This window comes from Paenibacillus sp. JT31N17, assembly GCF_056269255.1.
This window is the reverse complement of sequence record NZ_JBWDNP010000023.1, coordinates 15,896-33,712: the sequence shown is the minus strand read 5'-3', so window position 1 is coordinate 33,712 and position 17,817 is coordinate 15,896. Positions and strand designations below refer to the sequence as shown.

Sequence of the window (17,817 nt, the reverse complement as noted above, 5' to 3'; positions counted from 1 at the left end):
TGGGTTTTCAAACAAATCGTGTTGAACTGTTTTCATTGCTCTTGCTCCTCTCGAGTAAACATAAAGAGGTAAGGGGAAATTCCCCTTACCTCTGCCCAGGCGTACGGCCATAACCTATATGCTTCCTCATGGATCCCCATGCTTCGCCAGTCACATATAAGTTTTAAATTACTTCCCATAGTAGCAATTACTGCTAGTAAATTCAATTATGACAATGGCTTAAAAATAACACCAACGGAACTATGCTCTAATGTCCTTTAGCGTAGCAATAGCTACAGCATATAAAAAAGTCGACAGCCTGCTGTGTTATTATTAAGCTATCGTAATCCGTTAGTCAATGCTAATCCCATTCCGAGAAATGGTGATTATTAGGCCCTGTTAGAGCCTCGCGAACGTGATGTAATCAATTTGGACAGGCTCTGCCGATTCGATCCGAAGCGCCCGGTTGATCTGTCCCCGGTGATATTGCCCATGTAAGAGAACCTGCGACAGGATGTCCCGGACGGACGTTCGGAACGGAACCCCGCTCTGGTTTGCATAGTCGATCATCTCGTCCAACTCGGATTCCTCGAGCCCTTCGATATAGACGCGATATTGCCCAGCGTTTTCTTCGAACATCGTCCGGATCGCCGTCAGGTCTTCCGCTTCCTCCCACAACGAATATTGCGCGCTGCCCTTGCCCTGCAATCGGGACAGCCAGACTCGTTCCGCGGCCGCGACGTGCCGAACCAGCTTCAGAATGTCCTTGTTTTTCGTCTCACTCTCCTCGAGCGCGTCCAAGATGCGTCCGTCCGCCCAGTACAGGTGGTCCATCATGCACTTGATTGTCTTCATTTCGGTTTCCCCCTCTTCGTCTCATCGATTACTTGAACCTATTGTTATCCGTTAGGGTCGTACCACCAGAAGGTTAGAATAAATTGAGCGATACCGTAATGGTACAATGTTGCGGCGCTTTTCATTAATTGAGGATGACTTGCTCCTGGAATTAATATAATGTCATTTGGTTAAATTATCCGGCCCGTTAGCTCAATGAAGCGCCGATCATTGTGGTCGGTTGCTTCCGTGTTATTATTGAACTATCGTACCTGTTAGCGTAACGCGGCTGTACCAGTTGTTTCATTTAGCAGTTGTTTCATTTCATGTAGCGATATTCCAGGAGATTCTTCAAATTTGAGATTTTCTGCAGCAGCTTCTCCCCGACATTCGTTTCCCTCACCAGCTTCCGCTCCAGTTCTTTGTCCACCAGCCTTTTTACAGACAATACGTCCGTTCCGTTACATAACACATCTTCTTTTGAATTAAATTTCTGATGGGCAACGAGCTGCATGCCAAAGGAATTATACAACAAGGTATATCCGGCGATGCCCGTTGTGGATTGATAGGCTTTGGAAAAACCGCCGTCAATGACAACCATTTTCCCTTTTGCTTTAACGGGGTTCTCTCCACGAATTTCTTTAACTGGCGTGTGGCCGTTAATGATATGTCCATGATCCGGATTCATATCAAACTCATGCAGGATTTTCCGGCAGATCTCCTCATTTTCACGCAAATGGTAATAAGGGTTCTTTCTCTCCTTATAGGTTTCTTTATCTTGGATAAAGTACCGTTCAAAGGTGGTCATTTCTCTCTTTCCAAAGAGCGAGGAACATTCCCCTGTCCAGATGTACCATACCATATCCGTAGCCAGATCATCCGTCTCTTCCGGATGCGCAAAGGCGTAACGTAAATAATATTCAAAAACATCGAGCAGCTGACGGCCCGAATACGTCTTGTCTTCAATCTGCATTTCTTCCATGTTTCCTTCTTCATCCAAAGGAATACAGCCGTGAAATAACAAATTCCCGTTGTATTTTAAATAAAGGCTTCCCTTTTTCATAAGAAAATTCATATGTCTGGCCAGCTTTTCGGAATGCTGAACGGAGAACAGCAGCTTTTCCATCACCTGCTGTTCTTCCTCCAGCAATTGTTCAGGCTGTTGCGGATTTACGGTTGCGAAACAGGTGTTTTCCAGCGGGTAAGTTTTTCCGCCGATCTTGATTTCAGTTTTGTCGTAATCGATCTGCTCAAGCAAAAGCCTCTTAGACATATTAAAGTAGGGGCGTCTCTTGATAATCGGGATTTCAAGCTTAAACTGGATCATGGCAATGGCTTGATGGATTTTGGTAATCTGCAGGATTTCCTGCTCCGAACCGTTATGGTCGGTCTGCAGCTTCGGTCTAAAAGCCGGATTGTCATCATAGTATTTCTCCGCCAAGTTCAGCAATGGGCGAAGATTGATTCCATATACGTCTTCGATGATGTCCAGATTATCGTATCTGGCGCAGATCCGGATAATATTCGCAAGGCAGACCAGGGAACCCGCATAGGCGCCTATCCACAGGACATCATGGTTCCCCCACTGAATGTCTACAGAATGGTAGTTGATCAGCGTGTCCATAATTTTATCGGGTTCCGGCCCGCGGTCATAGATATCTCCGACCACATGAAGATGGTCAACCACCAGGCGCTGGGTCGTATAAGCAAGGCCGATAATGAGCTTGTCCGCCTGGCCCAAGGAAATAATTTGCCGGTATATTTCCTCATAATAAGGGTCCTTATTGTTGGAAGAATCCGTCTTGTATAGAAGCTCTTCTACAATATATACAAACTGCTCCGGCAGAGCTTTACGCAGTTTCGAGCGCGTATATTTGGAAGAGGCATAAGAAATGAGTTTAAGCATTTGTTCAATCGTTTCTCTGTACCATCGGTTCAAGGCTTGTTTATTGCACAGGTCTCCTTTAACCAGCTGTATTTTTTCTTCCGGATAATAAACTAACGCAGTAAAATCATTGATTTCATGATCCGTCCAAACTTCACGGAACAAGGCTTTGATTTTCTCTTTTACGGTACCCGAACCGTTTCTTAGTACATGCTGAAAAGCCTGGAACTCCCCATGCAAATCACTGACAAAATGCTCAGTTCCCTTGGGAAGATTGGAGACCGCTTCAAGGTTGATGATTTCTGTTACAACTTTTTCTTCCGTATCATATTTCTGGGCCAATAAATCTAGAAACTGCGCATCCAAAACAGATGTCCCCCTTCAAGGAAATATGGTGATGTATAAGAGGTTTTTTAAATGGGGCTAGCCGCATACCTTTAAGCTTAGTGTAAACAGTATAGGGAAAAACATTAGGTTTCCGAGGTTCCCTTTGGTACTCTTACTAATAGCTATTATAACTGAAACTTCCCAAGCTATCCTGCCCGTTAGCTGAGCGAAGGGCAGCCGCACGGTTCCCACATCGAAGTTGAACTATCGTACCCGTTAGCTCAATGAACAAGCATGTCATCCTAGTTAAGCCCATCTTCTGAATAAGATAATGATCGTACCGAATAGTGCTGGGAATATCCTTATATCCACGTTTGAAACGATTTATTGACCATCTTTACATTATTCATTTTTGCCCAACTCTTTAAATCCGAGATACCTCTATCTCCATCCTTTGAATACCTAAATGCCATATCCATTGGGACAACTTTCCTCCTGTAAGGTAATATCCCGATAACAGGTTTAAAGTATCCCCTGGTCATTATCACTTTAATATCCCTCGAATTAATTATATTCCCATTTAATATGATTTGCTCATCGGATAGGCATAACTCGGTTGGTTTCTTGAAAAATGTTCTGTACAATGCGAGTAACAGTACGACTAAACTTATAAGAACCGTTGTTAACGAAGCGTAGAATATACCCCTAAGATCCCATGATCTCAATACAAGAATAGATTGACTCAATATAATAGCAATCATGCCTATAATGGTTCTAATTCTTGAAGGACTCTTAACTGGATGCTTTATTTCCCTCAACATTGCCCCCCTTGTTCAAATCCCTTATTTTAACATACCATATATTGGAACTATCCTGAGCAAATGCAGCCGATCGTTCTGGCCGGCTGCTTCATTATTCTGGTCTGAATTATGCTATTGTACCCGTTAAGTGGGTAGATCACCCGGAATAACCCGATAAAAAAAATTTATAATACCCCAAATATATGGTGGTGTTAAGCCCTTCACTCCATCCATTGTACTACTTGATAAAGCAACAAAGATTAACACCTTTTCTAATCCGCTTAATCCCAGTAAACCTATACCCGAAACCAAAATTGCGACACCTAAGCTTTTCAATAATCCTATCTCCGGCCACATGTGTTTTTTATCTTTTATTAATAAACCCTGCTTATTAATTGAACTATGGAGATACAGAACATCACATTAAAGACTAAGACGTGGTTCTTGCTGTCCATCCGATGACCTATATCTTCGGATCCCTGCCGAGTGGATTCGTTTGTGTTGTTATCGAACATAAGAACAGCCCTCTCGATGGAATTTTGTTGAGTTCTTACATTGTACGATTATGTATGTTCCATAATGTGGATCATCTTACCATATTAGGTTTATTCATATAACTCTCAAGTACTACTCGATCCTGCCCGTTACTTCAACAAACGAAAACGGAGCTGCCGCGCGGCAAGCTCCTCACTGACGTCTTCCCAATATTTAACGAAGTTGTCACAAAAATGTTGCGTTGACCTGCCAGTTAGTTAAAAAGACGGCAGCCATTTTACCGGCTGCCGTCTCTTCGTGCTTATTGAGCTATCGTACCGTTAGTTTAAATGACAGGTGCTATTTGAAAATTTTATAATATCTGCTTTGGGATGATAGTGTAAGAAATGAATTCCCGTGTTGTCGGTTTGGAACCAGACATTATTATTTGAAGGCAACTGGAGGAAATTTTCAATGAGTTTCGTAATAGTTCCTCCGTGAGAAACAATGGCAACTCTTTTATATTGACTGCTATTCTCTTTTATGTAAGAAAAAATTTGTTGGATTCGCTCATAGAATTTCAAGTCGCTTTCATCAACTTTCTGCTCACATAGATTATCAAGATATTTCACTTCACAATCAACAATATTCGCTAAAATATCCGCCGTTTGCTTTGCACGTTGAAGTGTACTTGACCAAATTAACTCTGGTGGAAATTCTTTTAAAACACGTACAGACATTTTTTTACTTTGCTCAATTCCTAAGCTTGTTAACGGTTCAAGTACATTTACTGTCTCATCCTCTGATTCTCCATGTCGAATTATTAATATCTCCATTAGTTTCACCTCAATTATTTGATTTCCGCTAATTTTACCATATGGGGTCACCTCACAAAACGGAAAAAATCGTACGCTAAGCAGTTCATTACATGAAAAAACCAGACCCTTTATTCTATAAAGGAATCCGGTTTTAGTTATCAGGTAGTTAGAACTCGTTGAATGCTAACGTAACCGTTAGCTTAACAAACCGATGTAGGGTTGTCTGTTTCCTTCGCTCATCGTATTGAACCTTCTGCTCCACCGTAGGCAGCTTGTAACAACAGGCGGCTCAGCAGAGGAAAGATCTGTCTTTCGCGACATTAACTATATCCTACCCTACCAGGTTGGAACAGAGATGCTCCTCGTGATATAAACGAAGCAGCCGACAAATGTTTGCCGGTTACGTCTTGTGCTGTATGTATTCGTCTGGCAGTGCCAAGCCGCGGTAATCAGCCAAGCAGTCAACGAACGGGCGTGTAGCGGAGCAGCACGACTCCGGAGCCGAAGGGTTTGGTCCCGGTCAGCTTCAGATTCATTCGATCTCGAATTCCCCCCAACAATTGGGGACCACGTCCGGCAACGATGGGCTGTACCAGGAAGTGATACTCATCCACCAATCCCAGTTGTGCCAGGGTGGAACCGAGGCCGGGACCGCCGTTAACGAGTAAGCTCTTCCCTTCTGCCATAAGCTGTGGCACCTCCTCGGAAACAGGCCCCTTCAATAAGAAAGAGTTCTGCCACGACACTTGATCCAGCGTCAGCGAGACCACGTACTTGGGTTTCCGATCGAGCTTGCGTGCGAAGTCGACCAAGAATTGAGGTCCGGTGCCGCTGCTGGCTATGGCTGGCCAGGCACTTTCCATCAACTGATAGATTTCGCGTCCAAAAAGCAGACCGTCGGACTGGTCCATCATGTCCACCGAATACTGGTGGAGCTCCTCATCCGCAATCACCTGCGTATGGTCACAGCAACCGTCCAGTGTTACATTCATCTGCAGGATTAAACGTCCCATATGTAGCCTCCTTTCTATCTATATTTTATCAAAGAACAGCTGGCCCGGTTTCTTATAGATTGCTAATGTGCACAGTCCGGGCCCGACCGAATATAACTTTAGTTAAACGGAGGATGCGGGAATTAGGACGTATCGAGCGACACGCTTTTCACGCTGGATTGGTTGTAGAATGTTGAGAGCTACGCCGCCGGGTACAGGTTGGCCAAAATAAAGGTGAAGCCAAGAATGCACTGGCCCGCGCCGTATTCTTTAACCGACTGGGTGAACTGCGTGACCGCAGTTTCGGGAATCAGCGCAATCGTGCTTCCTGTCTCAATCTGGTGATAGCAGCCATTGTAATGTGGAATAATGTCTACTTGGAATGAGCGATATAAGCGCTAAGAGTGCGCGGACGGTCGATTGATGACAACCTTTTACAACACCTATCCGGCGGGTTGAACTATCGTGCCCAGTTAGCTCAATAAAATAGCCTTCAAAGCTTTTCAAATAGGTATGTCCCATTTAAGAGAATTTCCACCTGATAACCACTATAATTAGGAAAGCGTGCTAAAATCACAATAAGGTAATAGTTGATTAAAAATTATGATAAGAGTGTTAATTTGAAAACTTTATTCATACTTCTTCCTCCATCAGCTACAATTGTATTATCAATCATTTTTTTATATGCTAATCCATACGGTCCCACTGCCTCTGATACGCAATTAATTATTTTTCTAACACTCATTTTGCCAACATTATTATTCATGGGCTCATTATTTCTGAACAGTAAACCAATAAAATATATTACACTTATCTTATCTATCCCGACTAGTCTTTATTTAGGAATCGCGGCAATACCGAGCCCTTTTAACTTATTTATTCTTTTCCTACTTTTCTACCCTTGGATAGCAAACACCACACGAGAATAGACCTAGCTAGTTCGCAGGCTTTCGTCCACCAACTCGAGACAATTACACTATCGTACCCGTTAGTTCAATTCCATAAGTATTTGTTTTGCATAAGAATCCCAGTCTGCTTCGTCTGTGATTATCTCTAATGTGGGAATTAAAGATTTTTTCGCACACATGCGAAGTTTATCCTGATCCTCTAAGAACTTCTGGCATGCTTCCGTTACCCTAGAGCGGTTTTCCATCACATATGATTTCCAAGCTTCATTACGACTTTCAATAAACCTGGGCTCAACAGCATCTTGAGACAAGGTTAATAGTACACAATGTGCATTAAGCCTTGATAGACGTTTCTCCAGAATCTCAATTTCTGCAGAATTTATAAATGCCGCTCGATGATTTACATGAAATCTCTCTAAAAGATAAAATATACCGTTTGATGGTTTCGTATGACCAAGCAAATCAATCCAATTGTATTGTTGTTCAAGATAATCAACATGACGATTTAAAAGCTGAATATGTTCATCTTTGTCCATCGATCTTAAGTCACCTTGGAATGAATGCAACACTTGCGAATAGTGTTCACTTAATGCAATTATTGTTTTTTCACTATTGTGTGTTTGACTATGCAATCTCTTTATTGCGGAAAATACTGATGTTTTTCCTGCGGTAGACAACCCCTCGATAATTACTCCCCGAATCATATTTCACCTCTCAACTTGTTCCATAATCCTGTAAGTTATGTACCAGATTGCCGTTATTCCCGGAGCATGATGTTGTTGTGTTATCGTACCCGTTAGCGTAATCCCCCTTCATTTATATCTCTATGATCTTAACGGCTCGAACCCGGTTGTTGCACAGATCCGTTGAATCTCCTCGGCTGGAAATGGTGTAGTTCTGCTCACCGAATAGAGTTTCATGTAGAAATCATTCATCACTACGGCTATTGGAGCGTACCTCTTGATAATGGCTGCTGCTAAATCCATAATCTCTGGCGACTTCTCACCTTCAGCATATCGACGTATGAATTCTATACGTTCTAAATGATTCATCGTACCGCCTAAGACCGTTACAAGCCAGTTCACGAACTCTGTCACCACATAACACCCATCATGAGCCTTGTTCAATTCGAAAAACTCCAATTCGCTATCGGACAGCTCGAACCGAGAAGATGTTGCAAGGCCGAAGTCCGAAATATAAACACGGTATCCGTCGGTTAAAATGTTCCTAAAGTGAGCATCGAAATGAAGTAACTCATTCGCATTCATAAACGAGACAGCAGAACGCAGGTTAGAATCCACCATGGCAAACGCTGTGGTGGCTGTATCCTCACCAATAGCGACCTGTTCGGTAAGCCAGTCGTGAAGGTTATGGGAAACGTATTCGCAGAACAGTACAACACTGTCCACTGATTGCTCAATTGCCTCGATACGATCTCTTACAGCCTCGGAACCCCAAAACTCAACCAAACGGGAAACATCACTCAGTTCCTCAGAGATTGGCCTACGAATGTGTAACACTCGCCAGTGATACATTAATGGAAAGCTCTCACACTGTTTTGCCAACACCCAGTTGGTGGTCATGGTGTGGGCGGCGACCTCACGCCACACGCCACCACTTGGTGAACCTATGCCATAGTGGCAAAACGGAGGGAGTTCGAACACGTTTCTAGTGGACATGACATTTTTGTCGCGTCCTTCTAATTCTGCAATCGGTATTATTTTCACGAAGATAGGCGCGTCTTCAATCTCCATCAACGCCGCTGTGCCACCAATGCCAGTACTAAGAACTGTAGCATCATCCACTCGCTCTTGAAGCCTTTCATCACTTAGCAACGATAAGGCAGTGGACACATCGGTATAGCGGACAAGTCTAGTTTCGTGAGATACATAGGCTGATTTCATAGGGATCACTCTCCTTCGAATGTCGTGGTTTTTTTAACGATTGACCATAATTTTTAAAAGTGGAGCAGTTGCTCCGATAGCTGCTTCGCACTATCGTTCTCTAACCATACGTAGGATATTGAATAAAGATCCATAAACGAATCCCCCACTAAACTCCCTGTTAGCTCAATGCCCAGAAGTACATCTGTACAAAGTGTAAGATTTTGCGAAGAAGCAAGAAGCTGCCTGCAGCAGCTCCTTCGTCAAATGTCCTTTATTAAGCTATCGTAACCCGTTAGCATAACGACAGTTTCAACACATACTTTAACTTATGTATTGAAAAAACCAGCCCCCTTAAAGGACTGGTTTGCCGCTGCCATCATTGAACTATCGTACCCGTAAGCTTTACGAAATAAGCCGGACAACCCCATTGCTGTGAATATCATTCTTCAATGGTTAATACCACGGTACTATTTATTTAGAAATAATTTTTTTCGTTGACAAAACTTGATACTCTGCCTCTTTCGATAACTTAACAGAAAGGTTTATTGTATAATCGCCAGCATATTTAAATTCTTGTTTGAATGCTAAGTTATATACAAAATTTCCGTCATTAATTACATCAGGATCAGCATCTGATGTATAAAACTCGTTTAAATTCAATGAATTTCCTTTAGGATCTACAATATCTATTTTTAATGAGTAAACCTTCTGAGTCAAATTATCAATTTGGACTAGTAAGTTTAATGGAAATGTTCCCCCATTCTGCACCTCTCCAACGGCAAAATTTCTTTTCTCAATTTGATTTTGAAATAATAGCAGGTTTATGTTCGGTTTAATTATTTCCAATTCATTGTTTTTTTCGTTTAATGTAATGAATCCATTTATCAATCTCCCAAGGCTACTGACAGGTAAATAGACTTCACCATCTATTAAATACCCATCGTTTTGGCCCTTCTCACCGTTTATATACAGAGAAATTTTGTTTTTCACTGTGTCTGCGAATGCTACCGATGCTCCGAGTACAGATAATAGTGAAGCAATTACAATAATTTTTTTCATACGCATATTTTCACCCCTTTTCAATTTTCAAACGCATCTGTTATATATACCCAATTTTGAGTTAAAGGTTTCGTTACCCTTCCTAGTGATCAGCAAGGGGAATTCCAGGAATTCCACTTTCGTCAAGAAGCACACGTAACCGCTCCGCAGCTCTTCGGCGTGAGCTTAGTACCCTATTTTCTCCAGCCCTGTGAGCAGGGCGTTTTTGGCTCACCTTATGACAATTTAAGTGTTGCTGATTCGAGGGGGAACGGGAAAATAGGGATGACCAAAATGGTATCCCCTTCTTGTTGAACTATCGTACCCGTTAGCGTAATGATTCGCGCAATGGTCTCAACCGGACGATCCGCTGACGATGCAAGCCTGGACGATTGGGCTGCTCACCATCAGGGCTTGCAATGTCGTCGGAGTAGGCGGGTCGGATGCGAGTCAAACCCACTTGACCCGGGCTCGGCGGATGTTTATCGTCCAAACGCCCACGCCACCATCAGCGGGAATTCTTCTCGCCACATCACATCGTCGTGCGACGCGACCCGCTCTCTCATTTCAACGTCCGCACCTGCATCGCGCAGCGCAGCCGCCCACCGGGTCGCGTTCTCGAGGAAGAACGGCTCCAGTGTGCCGGCTACTAGGTAGGTGCGCGGTAGCGGGCTTGGCATCACGGCAGGCGGTCGGTAGCCCCCGCCTGGCGACGCGGATAAGACCGTACCGTAGATGTCCGGATGCCGAAGCCCTATGGCGAGTGAGAGCTCTCCACTCGCCGACACGCCGCACACCGCGGTTCGTTTGGCGGGCAGCGCGACGCTGAAGCGCGATCGCACCCATCGGCGGACGTCTTCGACGAAGAACCTCTCGTGTGCCGCGAACCGTTCCTGGTCGAACGGCGGTGAGTACTCATGGATGCGCACCATCTCATCCTCATCGGACGTCCGGTAGGCACCGACGATCATCGTGGGCGGTACGTCGGCGGCCTCGAGGTACCCGCCCCACTGCGAGATCAGCTGACCGTCACCGGCGAACACGACTGCCTGGGGTGGATCCGGAGGGACGTACACCGTAACCTGCCGACCACCATCATACTCGAGCGTCTCTGTGACGAGCTCTCCCGCGATCTTCATATCTCACGTCTCCTGTGTTCATAATTAAACTTATCTCGTGTAGCACAACGAGGGGCTATATGTTCCTATTTATTATAACTCAGCGTTTAAAAAAACCGCTAAAAAATGCGTTCAACTATAGTACCCGTTAGTTTAACGTACGATAACCCTTGGTCAGTTTGTTATGAAGTATCCTAGAAATCACATAAATAATATACCCCAACACGCTACCAAACATATTTAGCAGTAAATCATCTATGTCCGCTGCCCCCAAAAAGGTTACAAATTGAATTATTTCAATACCTAAAATAATCACAAGTGAAAATACAATCGTTTTTAAGGATGATGATGGTCTTCGTAAAACGAACGGAAATAAAAATCCCATAGGAACAAGTACAGCAATATTGGCAATTAAATTGATTGATGAAGGCACTATTCCTACACTGATGTAAGAATTAATAGATGAAGTTATCGTCTGAAAGGGAATTAATTGTACGTTCCAATAACACTCGGCTTTCTGTGCTTTATTACTAGCCTTGGGGTGCTGCCTTCGTGTCTTTCTTGAGCTATCGTAATCCGTTAGCGTAGCAATGCTAGCGCTCTGTCAAGAGCGGCTCGAATTCAGCTTTTCAGGGCTCAAGTGCCCCGGCGATGAGCGAGGCGGCTCCCTCGGATACAGTGAGGAAGAAGTGCCAATGATATTCCGTATCGTAGGCAAGCGTTTCCCGAGGGTGAAATTCCTCATCAGGTAGAAAGTGAATATTCTCATATAGAAAGATGAACTTTTGTACTGACATGGGTTCATTCTTTTTTCTTATAATACAGACATAACCAATAACTGATACGGGAGTGAGCATGATAAACGTTCTGAAAATCGCAACCTGAGTATGCGAAAGAATGAGCTTATTGATTCGACTTGGCCACAAAATCCAAACCGGAGCCGAATGAAACGGCAGAAAGGAATCAAATATGAATCGTATTGCTGCGAACTACGCTAAATCGGCTGAAAACTCTATTTCGTTTGTTATTAAACTGCAAATCGTCTTTTTTCTTATGAGCCTCGCGCTTGTGTTGCTCGATTACTTTATGAAGGACTCTATCAACCAATATGTATGGATCCGGTCACTCGGACTTGCCGTTTTATCCCTTCTCTTCGTCCGATTCGGAATGCAACTGAGGAGAGGCAAGCGTTCCGCTTATTTCCGAGTTCTGATCATCTCTATACTCGGCACTCTCGGGATTATCGCGATCTCGATCAATAGCGGGGTATACCCGCTCTGGATGCGGATTGAACAGTGCGTGCAGGGAATCGTTTTGATCGGCATCGCGGTCATTTTGTTCCGCCCGAGCGTGCGAGCCAAATTCGCGAAAGCATAACGAATGAAGTCGATTTTCTACCCAATAAGTTAGGAGGGGATTGGGATTCTAACGCTGTCAGGTCTTTCCCCAGGTATGGGAATGTGTCGAACAATCAAAAAATTGAGTATCTTTCATTAGAAACCGAAAGTCTGAATCTGAGAATTCTGACTCTATAAGACGCGGAAGAAGTGTTTAAACATTTCTCAAATGAGGATATTACACAGTTTATGGATATCGAACCATGTAAGGATATACAGGAAGCTAAAGAAATCATTAGATTTCATATAGAGGATTCGGGCTGGTTAAAGTAACGGGTACGATATGTAACTCTTGCAAATGGTTGTCCAGGTAAAGCTGCAATTTCAAGCGGTGCTGGATCAGGTCTTTCCAGAGTATCATGGCGTGTTTGGTGACCTTTATTCTAAAGTGTCGCTTCGTTTCCTGGCCCAATATCCAACGTCTCAATCCGTGCTGGCAATGTCCGAGAAGACCGTTACGACGATCATACAACGCCTTGTCGGACATGTCGGCTCGAACCGGTGGTCGCTGGAACGTGCACAGAAACTAATGGCTGCAGCAGAGTGAAATCCCTTCAGGGAGACCGCTTTTCCGAGTCATTTAATCTCATTGGAGCTGTTCATTCATTTACTTCTTCAGTACCAGGAGCATCTAGCGAAACTCGATAAATCAATAGAGGCCCTGGCTGAAGAATTACTGGAGTATGATTTAATCCAATCGATACCTGGTATTGGCACCAAAATTGCGGCAACAATTTTAGCTGTGATCGGGGAAATCGATCGGTTTAGTCACGCAAAAAAGCTAGTTGCGTTTGCCGGTATTGATCCAAGTGTCTTCTCTTCCGGCAAGTTTACTGGAACCCAAAATTCAATCACCAAACGCGGCACCAGGAGGCATCGAACAGCCTTATATCAAGCTGTTCGATGTGGAATACGAAGCTCACGCAATAAAAAATTAAGGGCTTACTACGATAAAAAGCGTGCAGAGGGCAAATTGTTTAAAGTAGCTGTGATCGCTTGTGCAAATAAACTGATCCACTGGATATATGCAATCTTAACCAAGAAAGAAACCTTCCGCTTAGACTAAAAAGAAATACTTAGACATTGAGGAAAACCTTCCCAAAATCTATGGGACGGTTATTTGCCATTCCCTTTTTCCAGTATAACATCCCTCGTTTGTTTCATTAATAATTAAATATTGACAACCTATTAGCTGGTATAGTTCAATCATGAAACCCGAGGAAATTAAGCACAGTAGAATAAAGGTGGCGGCCAGAACGGTTCAGACTTTCCGAAATAATGGACGTATCCGTTCGAGTTAGCTTACTGGCTCCAATACCGTTGTAGCTACGGCCAGCACGTCCTGCGTCATTGCCTCCACGGTACGCAGCCGAGGGTTGCGGCTCCACTGCACGGCCGATCCGAATATCCCCCAGCTAATCACTTCCGCTGTCGTCTCGATCATCTCCTCTGCAATAGAAGCCTGCATCCCCTCCTTCTCACGGAGCCATCGGAGCAGCAGCCGTTCGACCTCTTTCTGGATCGCGACCTCGAACATCGGCTCGAATTGGACGTCACCTGGCGTCATATACTGGCGTAGACGAGCCAGAAATTCGAAAGTGACCTGAATCAGCGTTCGCAAATCGCCCGTTCCTGTAAGGGTGTAATCCGGTAAGCGCATCTCCACGATCTTGCGGAACTTGTCGCTCATCCAGCATTCCAGGAACGCGTACTTGTCTTGGAAATGAGAATAGAAGGTGGAACGATTAACCGTCGCATGAGATGTAATGTCTTGTACCGAAATAGAGTAGATATTTTTCTTCTGCTCGAGCAAGTCCATAAAGGATTGCAGCATCAGCTGACGCGTCCGCTTCACTCGAGGATCATCCAAGTTGACTGGCATATTCGACTTCGCTCCTTCGGCGTTCCAAACCCGACAAATCGGCATACATGTTGTTTAAGAAACGAAACCGGCTAAATGCTGGTTGTTCGGATGCCGCAATCCTATTACAATTTGTACAGTATAGCATATCCAAAACTGACGGTTAACCACACTGTCGAATAAAAGGCAAAGAAAGGTGATTGTGACATGATTATCGTAACAGGAGCTAGCGGACAGCTCGGACGGATGACGGTGGAGAAGCTACTAGAACGCATGCCAGCCGGACAGATCGGCGTCAGCGTGCGCGATCCGCAGAAAGTGCTGGAACTGCAAGGGAAGGGCGTACGCGTACGCCAAGGCGACTTCAACGACTCCGACAGTCTCGCATACGCCTTCGAAGGCGCGGCACAAGTGTTAATCGTCTCCGCTGACGGCTTCGGTGAAGCTATCGTTCAAAGTCATACCATGGCGATCGAAGCCGCCAAAAAAGCCGGCGCAAGCCGAATTGTCTATACGAGCCACATGGGCTCGTCTCCGTCGTCGCATTTCGCCCCGATGAAGGATCACGCCGCCACCGAGAAGGCGCTCCAATCCTCAGGCGTCTCCTTCGTATCGCTGCGCAACGGCTTTTACACGGCATCGGTGCTGATGTTTCTCGGCGACGCCATTTCGACCGGCGTGCTGGCCGCTCCAGAGGACGGTCCAGTCTCCTGGACAGCACACCCAGACCTTGCCGAAGCGGCCGCCATCACCTTGAGCGAGCAGCGCTTTGACGGCTTGACGCCCGGCCTCACCGCGACCGAGGCCATTGACCTCACAGGTGTCGCCGCCATCGCCTCGGAGTTGTCCGGCCGCCCCATTCAGCGCGTGGTCGTTTCTGACGACAAGTATCGTGACATGCTTATGTCGCACGGCGTCCCCGAAGCGCAGGCCAATATGCTGCTCGGCATCTTCCGCGCCAGCCGAGAAGGCGAATTTGCACACATCGATCCGGCGCTCACCAAACTGCTCAACCGCTCGCCGCTTTCCGTGCGTGAAGTCCTGAAGGCGTCGATTGCCACTGCGAATTAATCCAGACAGACTTTGTAACTTTTTCGGTAACGTACACCTATCTAGATAATTCTATCGTAATAATATTAAGGCTATCCGATCCAGTCGATCGATTCAAACGCCCAAAATTTGCGTCATTTATGATACGATTCCACGCGAATAATCTTAAACTATCCTGGACCTCTGTCAAGAAAGTGGACACCTAATTAAGCAAATACTAAGCTTTCTTTTTCGTGTGAAAAAGTGCGGCAAACCGAACCGGGGATAAGTAGCCCAGTGCACTGTGGATTCGTTTGCGATTGTAAAAAAACTCGATATAGGAATAGATTTGGTCATAAGCCTGCTGCTTGGTCTTAAACTTGGTGCAGTAAACCAATTCTTTTTTGAGCAGACTGTGGAACGACTCCATACAGGCGTTGTCGTAACAGTTGCCTTTTCGACTCATGCTCGCCTCCATCTCATAGGAAGCAAGCTGGTTACGGTACTCGATGGAGGCATATTGCGAACCACGATCCGAATGGTGAAGAAGTCCTTTTTCCGGTTTCTTGGCCTCATAGGCGTCCTGTAAGGCCCCGAGGACCAGATCCGTCGTCATTCGGTCCTGAAGCCGCCAACCCACAATTTCACGGGTACACAGATCCAAGACACTTGCCAGGTATAGTCGGCCCTCCCGGCAGGGGATATACGTAATGTCCGCCACCCACACCGTGTTGGGGGTAGCGGTCGCGAATTGCTGCTTCAGGATATTGGGGGCGATCGGCAAATCGTGATCCGAGTCGGTTGTCTGGACTCGGAAGGTTCGGGAAACGCACGAACGTAAGCCCATCTCCCGCATGTACTTGCCCACGGTACGTTCGCCGACGTGATAGCCTTCCAGCTGTAGTTGATGGGTTATTTTCGGACTACCATATCGTCCATTCGTATCGTGAAAGTGGAAAGTGATCCGCTCCATCAGTTCGCCCTTCTGTATGGCCTGCTGGCTGGGTGTGGCGTTTCTCCATTTGTAGTAGCCGCTCCGGGACACTTCAAGCACGCTGCACATCTTCTCCATTCGAAACGCGGAGCGATGGTCTTCGATGAACTGAAACCTCATTTCTTTGGTTTGCTGAAGATGTGCACGGCTTTTTTTACGATCGCCAGTTCCTCTTCCACATCCACAATCCGGCGATCTCTTTCTTGGAGTTCCTGTTCTTTCTCTCGCAAGAGCTGCTCCAGTTGACGGACTTTCTCACTACTGGCTAACGATTCGCTCTCAAACTGCCGATACTTCGCCATCCATTTGTGTAAGGTATTCGCGGGGATGTTCAGTTCCTGAGCAATGTCCGCCACCGACTTGGTCTGCTCTTGTATAAATTGGACAGTTTTTTGTTTAAATTCTTCATTGTAATGCTGCCGCTGTTCACCCATGGGAACACCTCCTCGTTATGTTCATTATTAGGGTTTTCATTGACGGTTGTCTACTATATATGCTACATGCACGTTATTCTGCCGTAGCAGGCACTGAGCTCTTATACCCGTTAGCTTTACGAAGGTCAGTGTCCTTAGGTATTCAAACTGCCCTGATGAATGTTTCTTTATCCCGGACAACGAGCGATGAATACAAATTCTAGTCCAGGACGATCTGGTGCATCTCGAATATCCTCGACAAGCAAATTAGTGAAGCATAAGGATTCAATAATTTCGGACTGACTCCGGAACGTTAGTGTCGAGTCCGAGCTTATTACTGCCCCGTCACTTTGGAACACGAATGTTTGACGGAACGTAACTAAAGGCAGCTGCACATCCAGCAGATCCACCCACTTCTCTACCTTTCCGATTTCTGGCACTTCAATTACCTGATAGGACTGGTCGCGGTTCCAGTCCTTCCACGCCTCCTTTGAAGGATCCCGGACCTCGAATACAAGCCGTCCACCAGGTCGAAGAATACCACGACAAATACGAAGTGTTGACATCCAATCTTCATCAGTTACAAAGACTTGTGCGGCGTTTCCGGTCATCGTCACTAGATCTGCTTGCATTCCAGCGAGCATTGGAGCCGTTCCATGAATCCATTTGACCCGATCTGCACAAGCCTTACGACATGCAACTTTGAGTGAGGCAGCGGCTGGATCGATCCCAATGACTTCCTTACTTAGTGCAGCAAGTCGACAAGCAAGGATTCCGGTTCCGCAACCAATATCAATTACGGATTTAGCACCGAATTCGTCTGTCATTGCAATGTACGGGTCAAGATCTGGACGTTCAGCTGAATCAAAAAAATCGTAAACATCTACAAGTCTCGGCTCTTCAAATATCCTGTCAGCCATGTCTATATACCATCCTTTATATTTTTTTCAAAAATCCTCTCCGTGTTCATCTCAATGTAAATTGTAATCGCATATTCCGAATTGCTAAAGGGTTGAGTTTAGTTATTTAACGATACTTCCCTTTACTTCAATAAAAACGGCAAC

Annotated in this window: 17 protein-coding genes, 2 pseudogenes and 1 riboswitch; of the genes and pseudogenes, 4 read left to right on the top strand and 15 right to left on the bottom strand. The window is 45.2% G+C overall.

Translation table 11 applies throughout. The features are described from left to right. Positions 1-86: 86 nt before the first annotated feature. Positions 87-164, bottom strand: a riboswitch (ZMP/ZTP riboswitch). A 214-nt stretch (positions 165-378) separates the two neighbouring features. The 5 genes from AC0YOB_RS35730 to AC0YOB_RS35710 all read right to left on the bottom strand — a co-directional run bounded on the left by AC0YOB_RS35730 (position 379) and on the right by AC0YOB_RS35710 (position 6,130). After that, complete coding sequence (locus tag AC0YOB_RS35730; protein WP_475796838.1) at positions 379-834, bottom strand: DinB family protein; 456 nt, start codon at positions 832-834, stop codon at positions 379-381. Between the two features lie 298 nt (positions 835-1,132). After that, a complete protein-coding gene (locus AC0YOB_RS35725; protein ID WP_475796837.1) occupies positions 1,133-3,064 on the bottom strand; it encodes a fructose-1,6-bisphosphatase in 1,932 nt (643 codons plus the stop codon). Between the two features lie 323 nt (positions 3,065-3,387). Then, positions 3,388-3,843, bottom strand: coding sequence for a hypothetical protein (locus AC0YOB_RS35720; protein ID WP_475796836.1), 456 nt, complete (start codon positions 3,841-3,843; stop codon positions 3,388-3,390). A 797-nt stretch (positions 3,844-4,640) separates the two neighbouring features. Then, positions 4,641-5,135 (bottom strand): phosphoglycerate mutase family protein, encoded by a 495-nt coding sequence (locus AC0YOB_RS35715; protein WP_475796835.1) that lies wholly within the window; start codon positions 5,133-5,135, stop codon positions 4,641-4,643. Positions 5,136-5,578: 443 nt separating this feature from the next. Then, positions 5,579-6,130 carry a dihydrofolate reductase family protein gene (locus tag AC0YOB_RS35710; RefSeq protein ID WP_475796834.1) on the bottom strand — a complete coding sequence of 184 codons (552 nt, stop codon included), beginning with the start codon at positions 6,128-6,130 and terminating at the stop codon, positions 5,579-5,581. Between the two features lie 113 nt (positions 6,131-6,243). On the opposite strand from AC0YOB_RS35710, the pseudogene AC0YOB_RS35705 reads away from it, so the two are divergent. Continuing rightward, positions 6,244-6,501 (top strand): annotated as a pseudogene (locus AC0YOB_RS35705) (Tn3 family transposase); the annotation flags it as partial. Between the two features lie 596 nt (positions 6,502-7,097). Here the strand turns inward: AC0YOB_RS35705 and AC0YOB_RS35700 are convergent. The 6 genes from AC0YOB_RS35700 to AC0YOB_RS35675 form a co-directional block, all read right to left on the bottom strand. Next, the gene (locus AC0YOB_RS35700) at positions 7,098-7,721 is read right to left on the bottom strand and encodes a hypothetical protein (protein WP_475796833.1); all 624 of its coding nucleotides are present in this window, start codon (positions 7,719-7,721) and stop codon (positions 7,098-7,100) included. A gap of 120 nt (positions 7,722-7,841) precedes the next feature. Continuing rightward, complete coding sequence (locus tag AC0YOB_RS35695) at positions 7,842-8,921, bottom strand: protein kinase family protein (protein ID WP_475796832.1); 1,080 nt, start codon at positions 8,919-8,921, stop codon at positions 7,842-7,844. A 453-nt stretch (positions 8,922-9,374) separates the two neighbouring features. Then, positions 9,375-9,968, bottom strand: a complete 594-nt coding sequence (locus AC0YOB_RS35690) for a hypothetical protein (RefSeq protein WP_475796831.1) — start codon at positions 9,966-9,968, stop codon at positions 9,375-9,377. A gap of 455 nt (positions 9,969-10,423) precedes the next feature. After that, entirely contained in the window at positions 10,424-11,080 is a 657-nt protein-coding gene (locus AC0YOB_RS35685; RefSeq protein WP_475796830.1) for an alpha/beta hydrolase, read from the bottom strand. A gap of 127 nt (positions 11,081-11,207) precedes the next feature. Next, on the bottom strand, positions 11,208-11,651 hold the full coding sequence (locus AC0YOB_RS35680; protein ID WP_475796896.1) for a VanZ family protein: 444 nt from the start codon (positions 11,649-11,651) through the stop codon (positions 11,208-11,210). Positions 11,652-11,688: 37 nt separating this feature from the next. Further along, complete coding sequence (locus tag AC0YOB_RS35675) at positions 11,689-11,856, bottom strand: hypothetical protein (protein ID WP_475796829.1); 168 nt, start codon at positions 11,854-11,856, stop codon at positions 11,689-11,691. A gap of 172 nt (positions 11,857-12,028) precedes the next feature. Here AC0YOB_RS35675 and AC0YOB_RS35670 point away from each other — a divergent pair, with 172 nt between their 5' ends. Both AC0YOB_RS35670 and AC0YOB_RS35665 read left to right on the top strand, forming a co-directional pair. Further along, positions 12,029-12,436 (top strand): hypothetical protein, encoded by a 408-nt coding sequence (locus AC0YOB_RS35670; protein WP_475796828.1) that lies wholly within the window; start codon positions 12,029-12,031, stop codon positions 12,434-12,436. A gap of 324 nt (positions 12,437-12,760) precedes the next feature. Continuing rightward, a pseudogene (locus AC0YOB_RS35665) lies at positions 12,761-13,522 on the top strand (IS110 family RNA-guided transposase); the annotation flags it as partial. 231 nt (positions 13,523-13,753) lie between these two features. On the opposite strand, the gene AC0YOB_RS35660 reads toward AC0YOB_RS35665, so the two are convergent. Further along, positions 13,754-14,338 (bottom strand): TetR/AcrR family transcriptional regulator, encoded by a 585-nt coding sequence (locus AC0YOB_RS35660; RefSeq protein ID WP_475796827.1) that lies wholly within the window; start codon positions 14,336-14,338, stop codon positions 13,754-13,756. Between the two features lie 186 nt (positions 14,339-14,524). Between AC0YOB_RS35660 and AC0YOB_RS35655 the strand changes: the two genes are divergently transcribed. Beyond that, positions 14,525-15,388, top strand: a complete 864-nt coding sequence (locus tag AC0YOB_RS35655; RefSeq protein ID WP_475796826.1) for an SDR family oxidoreductase — start codon at positions 14,525-14,527, stop codon at positions 15,386-15,388. Positions 15,389-15,584: 196 nt separating this feature from the next. Here the strand turns inward: AC0YOB_RS35655 and AC0YOB_RS35650 are convergent, their stop codons facing one another. From AC0YOB_RS35650 to AC0YOB_RS35640, 3 genes are all read right to left on the bottom strand, one after another. Next, positions 15,585-16,460: an IS3 family transposase gene (locus tag AC0YOB_RS35650; protein ID WP_475796825.1), complete on the bottom strand. Its 876-nt coding sequence runs from the start codon at positions 16,458-16,460 to the stop codon at positions 15,585-15,587. Beyond that, a complete protein-coding gene (locus tag AC0YOB_RS35645; RefSeq protein ID WP_475796824.1) occupies positions 16,457-16,774 on the bottom strand; it encodes a transposase in 318 nt (105 codons plus the stop codon). Before AC0YOB_RS35645 ends, AC0YOB_RS35650 begins: the two co-directional genes overlap by 4 nt. A 167-nt stretch (positions 16,775-16,941) precedes the next feature. Beyond that, positions 16,942-17,673, bottom strand: a complete 732-nt coding sequence (locus AC0YOB_RS35640; protein WP_475796823.1) for a class I SAM-dependent methyltransferase — start codon at positions 17,671-17,673, stop codon at positions 16,942-16,944. Positions 17,674-17,817: the final 144 nt, after the last annotated feature.